Here is an 8,326-nt window from a genome sequence, read left to right as displayed (position 1 = left end):
CATCCCCCTCTCCGGCGACTACGACGGCGACGGCAAAAGCGACCCCGCCGTATACCGCCCCTCCACCGGACAATGGATACGCCAAGGCGTCGTCATGCTCAACGGCTGGGGCGAACCCGGCGACATCCCCCTCTCCGGCGACTACGACGGCGACGGCAAAAGCGACCCCGCCGTATACCGCCCCTCCACCGGACAATGGATACGCCAAGGCGTCGTCATGCTGAACAGCTGGGGCGAACCCGGCGACAAACCCACCGCCGCGTCATACTCCTCCACCCGCTGATCCTGTTGGTCCGCTTGCAGGAACGAGCACCGCGGTAACGTTTCGCGCCGCCGCTCGGCTGACAGACGTTGATCGCCCGGTCGTCGACTGGATGGGAAGAGGCTGCTCGTAGCAGGGTCATCGCCCGGTCTCCGGGCGCCAGCTGGATCGGGCTGGTCGACGAGACGAGCTGCAGGTCGATGCCGTGCTCGTCCATCCGCCGCAGGCGTTCCGCTCCGATTTCGACGCCGAGGCGGATCAGTGTCACGAGGCTCGCTCAGGCGCCGTGCGACCCGGTCACTGCGGGCTTGATGTTCTCCAGGGCGAACTCATGGAAAGTGGTGGGCGTGGTGTTCCGGGCGGTTCGCGGGATGGCGTTGTTGATGCCGCGCTCACCCGCCACATCCATGTCGATCATGGATTGGGCCATCGCCGCGGAGACGCCACGGCCAAGGAGGAACTCCTCGACCTCGGCGCGGTCGAGGAGTTGGTACCGGATGGGCGTGCCGAGAACATCGGTGAGGATCGCGGCGATGTCGGCGAAGGACAGATCCTCGCCGCCGAGGGACTCGACCGAGTCCTGACCGGTCCAGTCACGGTTGAGCAGATATCCGGCGGCGAGCGCCGCGATGTCCTTCGTCGCGATCCACGGCATGGTGAAGTCGGCCGGCAGCGTGCCGGTGACGGCCCCGCTTCCGATCGCGGCGGTCTGCCGGAGAATGTTGTCCATGAAGGTCGGCAGCGCCAGGGCGCGCACGTGCGCACCGGTGCTGCGCAAGAGGTCCTCCATGGCGTGCGAGGCCGACACGTGCCCGGCGTAGATCTGCGAGCCGCGCCCGAGTGCGGAGACGACCACGACGTGCGGCACGGCGTGGCGCACCACGGCGTCCGCGCCCGGGATCGAGGCAGAGACGTACGCCTCGTACGGACTGCTCGCGGTCGGGGTGGCCGGCATCAGCCAGAACAGGGCGTCGGCGCCGGCGAGGGCGCGTTCCAGGGTGGCGGGGTCCTGGTGCGATCCGGTGACGACCTCGGCCCGCTCTCGCACGTCGGTGGGCAGTTTGTCAGGATCGCGGACGACGAGGCGGACCGGCTCATCATGGGTCAGCAGGGTCCGGACAAGCTTGCTGCCGATCTGCCCGGTGGGGGCGGTGACAACGATCATGGATGATGACTCCCGTCAGCATCAGGATTAAGTAAACTCTACCGTACCGTATACATTGAGGTGGACGCCATGGCCCGACGCGGGGAAGCACTGCGCGAGCACATCCTCGACACGGCGAAGGTCGCGTTCCTGGAGACCGGCTTCGCGCGAACCTCCATGGACGCGATCGCACTGCGCGCGGAAACCTCGAAGCGCTCCCTGTACGCGCACTTCCCGACCAAGGACGCGCTGTTCCTCGCGGTCGTCGCTCGCACCCGCGCCCTGTTCGCCGAACGCATGGGCATCCCCGCCGACTACTCCGACGAACCGATGGAAGCGGCCGTCCGCTACTGCGGGCGCTTCGTGCAACTGCTGCGCTGGTCCTCGGTGGGAAAGATGGCGCGACTCGGCATCGCCGAGGCGGACCGGCTGCCGGACCTGGCGACCGGACTCTTCGACGTCCTCTTCGGCGTCACGACAGGCAACCTCGCCGCCCACCTGGAGGGCGGATCGGGACTCGCAACCGACAGGGCCGAGGCCGTCGCGAACCAACTGATCGGCCTGGCCGTCCATCCGGTGCTGCCCCGCCTGCTGTTCGGAGTCGACCCGCTCACCGAGGAGGTGCCGGACCGCGCCCACCTGGCGAGCGATGTCGACCTCGACCGGATCCGGCGGCTCGTCCACCTCAGCGTCCCGGCGGCAACCTGACTCTCCCCTCGGTCCGGACCTCCTGAGCTCACCGCGATGCGCGGCCGACGTATCCGCCGGCGAGCAGCGCGCCGACGACAAGCGCGGCCGAGCTCACCGCGAGCGACATGTGCAGGCCGAGGGCGGCGCCGAGCAAGCCGACGGTGAGCCCGCTGCCGATCCGCAGGCCGCCCGCCGAGGTGCTGTAGAGCCCCATCGCCCGGCCGCGTTCGTCCGGCGGCGCCTGCAGTTGCACGACGGTCTGCGTGATCGACATGGCGGTGAGGCTCGCCAGGCCGCCGACGGCCAGGGCGGCAACTGCCAGCATCAGGCTGCCGGTCAGGGCGAACAGTAGCGTGCACAGCCCGTAGGCGACGGTCGCGGCAACGGCCGTACGGACGGTGGGCCGCACCCACCCCGTCGCCTCCAGCAGCAGACCGCCGAGCACCGCACCCGCCGCACTCGCGAACAGCAGCACGCCGTAGGCGACGCCACTGTTGCCCGCGCCGAGACCCTCGGCGAACTCCGGCATTGTCGACTGCAGTGACGCGCCGACGAAGAACGACCCCAGACCGGCCGTGATGATCATGCCGGTGACCGGGCGGCTGAGGTGTAACCCGCGGACGGCGAGTACCGCGGCGAGAGGGCCCCTCCGGTTGGTGCGGGGCTGGCCGGCACGTCGGTGGCCGGTGAAGCGGGTGCGGGCCAGGAACACGGTGAGCGGCAGATAGATCGCAATGTTGAGCAGGATGCCGGTGCTCGGCCCGAGCAGCAGCAATCCGGAGCCCACCACGGGCCCGCAGAGCTGACCGAGGCTGCGGAAGGTCGCGTTGAGGCGTACTGCGCTCGGCAACTCACCGGGCCGACTGAAGTCGTACAGCAGAAGTTGCTCGGCCGGTCCCCACAGCGCCCCGGCACAACCGTGCAGCACGAGGAGGACGCAGGCATGCCAGATGTGCAGGGTGCCGGTGAGAAAAAGGAGCCCCCAGGCAAGCGAGACAGCCATGAACAAGCCCTGCGCGGCTTGCACGACCCGGCGGCAATCGTACCGGTCGGCGAGGGCGCCGGCTGCGACCGAGAGCAGCAGGAACGGCAGCCAGTGGCTGATCACCTGGAAGCCGGCGAGCGCAGGCGAGTGGAACGTGCGCCACAGCACCCAGTACGTGATGACGTGCTCGATGTTGTCGGCCATCATGGACAGCCCGGTTCCGACCAGGTACGGGCGGCAGTCGGGGTTGCGCAGCGCGGCGAATCGGATGCTCGGGGGTGCGGCAGTGACTTCAGGCATCGTGGCGCGCATTCCAGTAGCCCTTGACGAAGGCGTACGGACGGGCGTGCCGGATCGCGTAGTGGCGTTCGACCTCTCCGCTACCTGTGAGCAGCAGGATCTCCAGGTCCGGTGCGACCATGCGACGGCGGGTGAGGACGGCAGTGTGGATCATGCGCACGAGGGGGCGCCCTTCCTCCTAATTTCGAGGCATCATGCCTCGAAACGGAGGCTAGCAGATACGAGACACTGTGTCTCGGTACAGTGTCGGCATGAGTGAGCACGCCTCGCCCGGACGGCCACGCAGCGAACGCTCTCGCCAAGCGGTTCTGCACGCCGTCGACGACATGCTCGTCGAGATGGGCTACGCGGCGATGACCATCAAGAACATTGCCGAGCGTGCGGGTGTCGGCCGTCAGACGATCTACCGGTGGTGGTCCACCAAGGCCGAGATCCTGCTCGAGGCCAGCGTCGTCGACGCCGCCAAGGAACTGCACACCTCGCCGCACGACGACCCGGCCGCGGACCTCACGGCCTACCTGCAAGCCCTCAGCGAATTCCTCACCACCTCACCGGCCGGGATCGCCTACCGGGCCCTGCTCGGCGAGGCCCAGCACGATCCGGCCGTCCGGGATCTCGTCGCGCACGCCGATCTGCTTACCGCCAGCGCGGCCCCGGTTCTCGGACGGGTCAGTGCTTCCGCAGCCGCCATGCCCGGGACGGACCTGGCCACCGCTCAGCTCACCGGTCCGGTGGTGACCGCTGCGATAACCGCTCGCTCCCCGTGGTCCGTGGAGCAACTTCACACCCACGCGGACACCCTGATCAGGGGTTGGAGCTAGACATCGCCGGTGGGCTCCCGGGTGATCGACCGGGATGGCTGGGGTCGGTTCGATCCCCTACCACGCGTACCGGACGCTGCGACGGCCGAGGTCCCCGGAGCGTCCACTCAGCTTGCTCGGGCAAGATCACCGCATGAACCGCCAGGAGATCGACATGAACGACGCCGGCATCGCTCTCGACGCCTACCGCACCTGTGAGTTCGCGACTCTCGCCAAGGACGGAACGCCGATCGCGTGGCCCACCTCAGGTCTGTTCCGCACGGACGGAAAGATCCTGTTGACAACGACGATCGCGTACCCGCAGAAGGCGTTCAACGTTCGCCGTGACCCGCGAGTCGCCCTGCTCTTCTCGGACCCGACCGGCAGTGAGCTCGACAGTCCGCGGCAGGTGCTGGTCGCCGGCACGGCGACCTGCACCGACACGGTGCACACCGAGCCCGTCGGAGACCTCGCTGACTTCTGGCGCATGATCTTCACGCGGCAGCCGAAGAGCGGCGCCTACCTCGACTGGCCGGCGAACCGGTTCACCGACTTCTACTTCATGCGGCTACGGATCGAGGTCACCCCGGACGCCACTCTCGACCGGGCGCTGCCGACCTCCCGGACAGCGATAACCAACACGTCGCTGGTCGGGGCGCCGGTTCTGGCGTCGTACCCGTCGGCGGTTCTCGCCGGCCGCGACGAGACCGGCGCACCGGTGCTTGTGCGAACAACGCTGACAAGCGGCCCGGGCGGATATCTCGTCTCCGTACCCGACGATCTACCGATCGGGGAGGGCCCCGCGTCGTTGCTGGTCCACCGGCACGACGATCAGCTCTGGAACCTGCACAACGCGAGTGTCCGCGGCCGTCTCACCAACCACGACGAGACCGGCTGGGTGTTCGCCCCCGACCGGCTGACCGAGCCGGGATCCCGTTTCCGCGCCGGCCCGCTCGACGCGATCCGCACCGCCCGACGGCTCCGCGCTGCCACTCAGCGCTACCTGGACCGCCGATCGATGACCCGTCCCGCGATCCCCTGGGACGCATATCGCGCTCTGCGGGCTGAGACGAGAACCCGCTGACGTACGAACTGCATCAGCCTTCCTGGTGACGGTGAGGGTCATGGTGCGTTGTCGTCGGCTCGCCGCGAGGTCAGAGGGCCTGCTGACGCGCCTCTCGGCTCGGTTCGGCCGGCACGGTTGCGGTACACCGCGTGTTGCGCTGCTCAGCCGACCCTGAGCGTGGTGGCGAGTTTCGCGATCGTGGTCGGGGCGCGGGGGTCGCGGGCGACCTCGGCGAGGATGTCCCGGGCGGCGGGCCGGTGCGTGATCTCGGCCGGTGCGGTGCGCTCGGTCTCGGTCAGCATCCGGGCCGCGTTGCCCGCGTCTCCGGCGTGCAGGTGGGCGCGGGCGACGGTGAGCAGGTGCGCGGCGCGGTGTTCGGCGGGTAGCCACCGCCAGCCGGACCGCGCGGTGGCCTTCTCGTGCCAGGCGATGGCCTCGTCGGTGTCGCCGTTCTCCACGGCCACGGCAGCGCGGGCCAGGTCGACGGCGGTCGGCCCGAAGGCGGTGCGGTGATGGTCGTACCCGTCGCCGACGCGCTCCGCCATGCCGGTGGCCTCGTCGATCAGTTCGCCGGCGGCGGCCTCGTTGCCGTCCTGCGCCGCCGCCAGGCTGGCCTGGATGAGCAGGGTTCCGCACAGGGACAACTCCACCGGCGGGCCGAACTCGATCACCGGCGGGGCGATTCGGTACGCGGCGGCGAGCATCACCGACTTCGCCTCCCGCGCCCGCCCGAGCGCCCGCAACACCTGCCCTAGCTGCACGGCCGTAGCGGCCACCAGGACCCGGTCACCGGTGGCGGCGAGCATCGCCCGATCCGCCGCCAACCACGCCAGATCGGCGTCACCGAGCTTGACCAGCAGAGCGGCGGTGACCCGGTACGCCTCGACCAGCGGCACCCGACCCGCCACCGCAGCCACGGCATCGGTGCGCTGCGCATCGGTGAGCAGACCCGGCACCAGATCGACCACCTGTGGATAGCGGGCGTGCTGAAACGTCGTCCACGCGTACCCCACATCCCGCAACATCCGATCCACCGCCACCACCGGACGGCGACCCGCCGACTTCCCCAACGGGATCTCGTAGCGCGACAGCGCCACCCTGATCCGCTCGACGCCCTCGCCGCGACCCGTGCCTGGACCGGCGCGGCGTCCTGGCCCACAAGCGCGGCGGTGTCGATGCGGAGCACACGGGCGATCTCCTGAAGCGTCGACAGCTTGTCCAGCCGCCGCACGCCCCGCTCCACCTTGTCCACCCAACTCTTCGACTTGCCGAGCCGATCGGCGAACACCTGCTGCGACAGCTTCCGTCGACCCCGCCAGTACGCCACCCGCCGGCCGACCGGCAACAGCTCACCGCTGCCCACGACGCCACCGCCGATCCGGCACCGCCCGGGTCGTCTCCTCCACCGGGATGCGGTCCGCCTCCGCTTTCGTACCCCTAGATCAAGAGACGAGACCCACCTTCATTGCCAGGTCACGAGCCTCGTCCCGGGTGGCACGCGGGCCGTCCAGCAGGTCCAAAGTGATCTGGCGGGCGTACCCGTTGAAGCGAATCGTCTCCGGCGCCGACCGGTACGCCTGCCCCAGGAATGCGACGGCCGCTTCCTTGTCGTTCTTGCCGTAGTGCGCCCGCGCGACCTCGATGAGATGACGCGCGCGGCGCGGCCGTGACGGAATCGCCGCCGCGTCATGACGACGAGCCTGCCGCACCGCCTCACCGGACTTCTGCAACTCCACCGAAACCGTCACCGCGTGCGCACCCATGACGACCCGTGAGAACGACGTCTGTGGCTGATAGAAGCCCGGCGGCAGGCGATCCGCCACCCGGTCGGCGTGGTCCCAGAATCGCCAGGCCCGGCCCTCTTCACCAGCACGCGCGGCGGTGTAGGCGGCCTCGAAGTTCACCGCACCCCACAAGGCCAGCAGATTGGCGTTGGCATCGGCCACGTGCGGCTCCAGGACCGACAGGATGTCCAGGGTCACCGCCATGGCGGTGTCCCAATCCCCCGCGTCCCGGTGCACCTGGCACAGGAACCATCCTGCGCCCGCCACCGCCTCCGGGTCCCCGGACTCCTGCGCCGCCACCATCGCCCGATCCGCCACCCGCCACAGCAGTTCGGCAGCGGGCTGGTAGGCGAGGAACATCTGGGCCAGCCCGAGCGTCTCCGCCAACAGGGCCTGCGCCTGCCGTCGTTCGCCACCCTCGTACACCAACGCGGCGCGTTGCGTGTCGCGCAGGAGCCCCGGTAACAGGCCGCCCAGCACCGTTCGATGATCCGACGCCTGATGACGTGCCCGCCATGCCGCGTCGAGGCGTTGCCTGAGGTCGGACACCGATTCGGGCAGTACGTCAACGGCGAGCGAGAAGTGATTCACCGCGTCCCGCACTGACGCCAACGCGGGGTGTTCCGGCCCGTTCACCACGGCCGAACGGTCGCTCAACTCCCCGACCAAGGCAGACACGTCGACCTTGAGAGCGCGCGCTATCCGATCCAACATGTGCACCCGCGGCGGCAGGATCCGATCCGTCTCCACCGCCTTGACCCACTCGGCGCTACGACCGACCAGCCCACCGAGCACCGTCCGAGTCTTCCCGGACCGCTCCCGGTAGACCTTCAACCGCTGCCCGAACGTCAACTCCGGCAAGGAATCCATCACGGACCTCCTCGTAGCGCGGCCCTGCCCGGCGCCCTGCACGACCTGACCGCCGCCCACACCCACGACCTGACCGCCGCACTGAGCAGCGCCAACGTGATGACCTTCGCCGACAAAGCGTACCAAGGCGCCGGCGGCAGCACCCGCACGCCGTTCAAGCGCCGCCGTCACCGGCCGCGACTGTCCCGCCGGCAGAAGACCGTCAACCGCCACCACGCCAAGATCCGCGCCGTCTGCGAGCGTGCCGTCGCAACGCTCAAGACCTGGATCCTGGCCAAGCTCAGCCGCTGTCCCCGACGAGCCACCGCGATCATCAAGGCCATCCTCGCCCTACATCACGGCCCGAACAGCCAAAACCCACGATGAAAAGCGCTCATGGATGGACCGCCGTCGGGGTGCGGTCCTTCGACCGTGGGTGTGCGCCC

Annotated in this window: 8 protein-coding genes and 3 pseudogenes; 5 read left to right on the top strand and 6 right to left on the bottom strand. The window is 69.3% G+C overall.

Going from position 1 to position 8,326, the window contains the following annotated elements; all coding sequences use genetic code 11:
- Positions 1–283 (top strand): annotated as a pseudogene (locus tag SM450_RS12750) (hypothetical protein); the annotation flags it as partial.
- Positions 284–539: 256 nt separating this feature from the next.
- Here the strand turns inward: SM450_RS12750 and SM450_RS12745 are convergent.
- Positions 540–1,427, bottom strand: a complete 888-nt coding sequence (locus SM450_RS12745) for an NmrA family NAD(P)-binding protein (protein WP_474619918.1) — start codon at positions 1,425–1,427, stop codon at positions 540–542.
- A 69-nt stretch (positions 1,428–1,496) separates the two neighbouring features.
- On the opposite strand from SM450_RS12745, the gene SM450_RS12740 reads away from it, so the two are divergent.
- Positions 1,497–2,114 carry a TetR/AcrR family transcriptional regulator gene (locus SM450_RS12740; protein WP_474619917.1) on the top strand — a complete coding sequence of 206 codons (618 nt, stop codon included), beginning with the start codon at positions 1,497–1,499 and terminating at the stop codon, positions 2,112–2,114.
- A gap of 28 nt (positions 2,115–2,142) precedes the next feature.
- Here SM450_RS12740 and SM450_RS12735 read toward each other — a convergent pair whose 3' ends face one another.
- Positions 2,143–3,393 carry an MFS transporter gene (locus SM450_RS12735; RefSeq protein WP_474619916.1) on the bottom strand — a complete coding sequence of 417 codons (1,251 nt, stop codon included), beginning with the start codon at positions 3,391–3,393 and terminating at the stop codon, positions 2,143–2,145.
- On the bottom strand, positions 3,374–3,535 hold the full coding sequence (locus SM450_RS12730; RefSeq protein ID WP_474619915.1) for a hypothetical protein: 162 nt from the start codon (positions 3,533–3,535) through the stop codon (positions 3,374–3,376). The genes SM450_RS12735 and SM450_RS12730 overlap by 20 nt, the downstream gene beginning before the upstream one ends.
- 97 nt (positions 3,536–3,632) lie before the next feature.
- Here SM450_RS12730 and SM450_RS12725 point away from each other — a divergent pair, with 97 nt between their 5' ends.
- Both SM450_RS12725 and SM450_RS12720 read left to right on the top strand, forming a co-directional pair.
- On the top strand, positions 3,633–4,202 hold the full coding sequence (locus SM450_RS12725; protein ID WP_474619914.1) for a TetR/AcrR family transcriptional regulator: 570 nt from the start codon (positions 3,633–3,635) through the stop codon (positions 4,200–4,202).
- Between the two features lie 133 nt (positions 4,203–4,335).
- The gene (locus SM450_RS12720) at positions 4,336–5,265 is read left to right on the top strand and encodes a pyridoxamine 5'-phosphate oxidase family protein (RefSeq protein WP_474619913.1); all 930 of its coding nucleotides are present in this window, start codon (positions 4,336–4,338) and stop codon (positions 5,263–5,265) included.
- 143 nt (positions 5,266–5,408) lie between these two features.
- On the opposite strand, the gene SM450_RS12715 is transcribed toward SM450_RS12720, so the two are convergent.
- The 3 genes and pseudogenes from SM450_RS12715 to SM450_RS12705 form a co-directional block, all read right to left on the bottom strand.
- The gene (locus SM450_RS12715; RefSeq protein WP_474620077.1) at positions 5,409–6,344 is read right to left on the bottom strand and encodes a helix-turn-helix domain-containing protein; all 936 of its coding nucleotides are present in this window, start codon (positions 6,342–6,344) and stop codon (positions 5,409–5,411) included.
- Between the two features lie 50 nt (positions 6,345–6,394).
- A pseudogene (locus tag SM450_RS12710) lies at positions 6,395–6,595 on the bottom strand (helix-turn-helix domain-containing protein); the annotation flags it as partial.
- 94 nt (positions 6,596–6,689) lie between these two features.
- Positions 6,690–7,901 carry a helix-turn-helix domain-containing protein gene (locus SM450_RS12705; RefSeq protein WP_474619912.1) on the bottom strand — a complete coding sequence of 404 codons (1,212 nt, stop codon included), beginning with the start codon at positions 7,899–7,901 and terminating at the stop codon, positions 6,690–6,692.
- Between the two features lie 15 nt (positions 7,902–7,916).
- Between SM450_RS12705 and SM450_RS12700 the strand changes: the two are divergent.
- Positions 7,917–8,267: pseudogene (locus SM450_RS12700) on the top strand (transposase family protein); the annotation flags it as partial.
- Positions 8,268–8,326: the final 59 nt, after the last annotated feature.

It is taken from the genome of Micromonospora marincola (genome assembly GCF_056150385.1).
Note: the sequence above shows the minus strand (reverse complement) of the source record. Positions and strands in the feature narration are given on the sequence as shown.

Bases quoted from the DNA above. Each gene is read 5' to 3' on its own strand.
- SM450_RS12745 (WP_474619918.1), bottom strand. From the start codon at position 1,427: ATGATCGTTGTCACCGCCCCCACCGGGCAGATCGGCAGCAAGCTTGTC.
- SM450_RS12740 (WP_474619917.1), top strand. From the start codon at position 1,497: ATGGCCCGACGCGGGGAAGCACTGCGCGAGCACATCCTCGACACGGCG.
- SM450_RS12705 (WP_474619912.1), bottom strand. From the start codon at position 7,901: ATGGATTCCTTGCCGGAGTTGACGTTCGGGCAGCGGTTGAAGGTCTAC.
- SM450_RS12725 (WP_474619914.1), top strand. From the start codon at position 3,633: ATGAGTGAGCACGCCTCGCCCGGACGGCCACGCAGCGAACGCTCTCGC.
- SM450_RS12720 (WP_474619913.1), top strand. From the start codon at position 4,336: ATGAACCGCCAGGAGATCGACATGAACGACGCCGGCATCGCTCTCGAC.
- SM450_RS12735 (WP_474619916.1), bottom strand. From the start codon at position 3,393: ATGCGCGCCACGATGCCTGAAGTCACTGCCGCACCCCCGAGCATCCGA.
- SM450_RS12730 (WP_474619915.1), bottom strand. From the start codon at position 3,535: ATGATCCACACTGCCGTCCTCACCCGCCGTCGCATGGTCGCACCGGAC.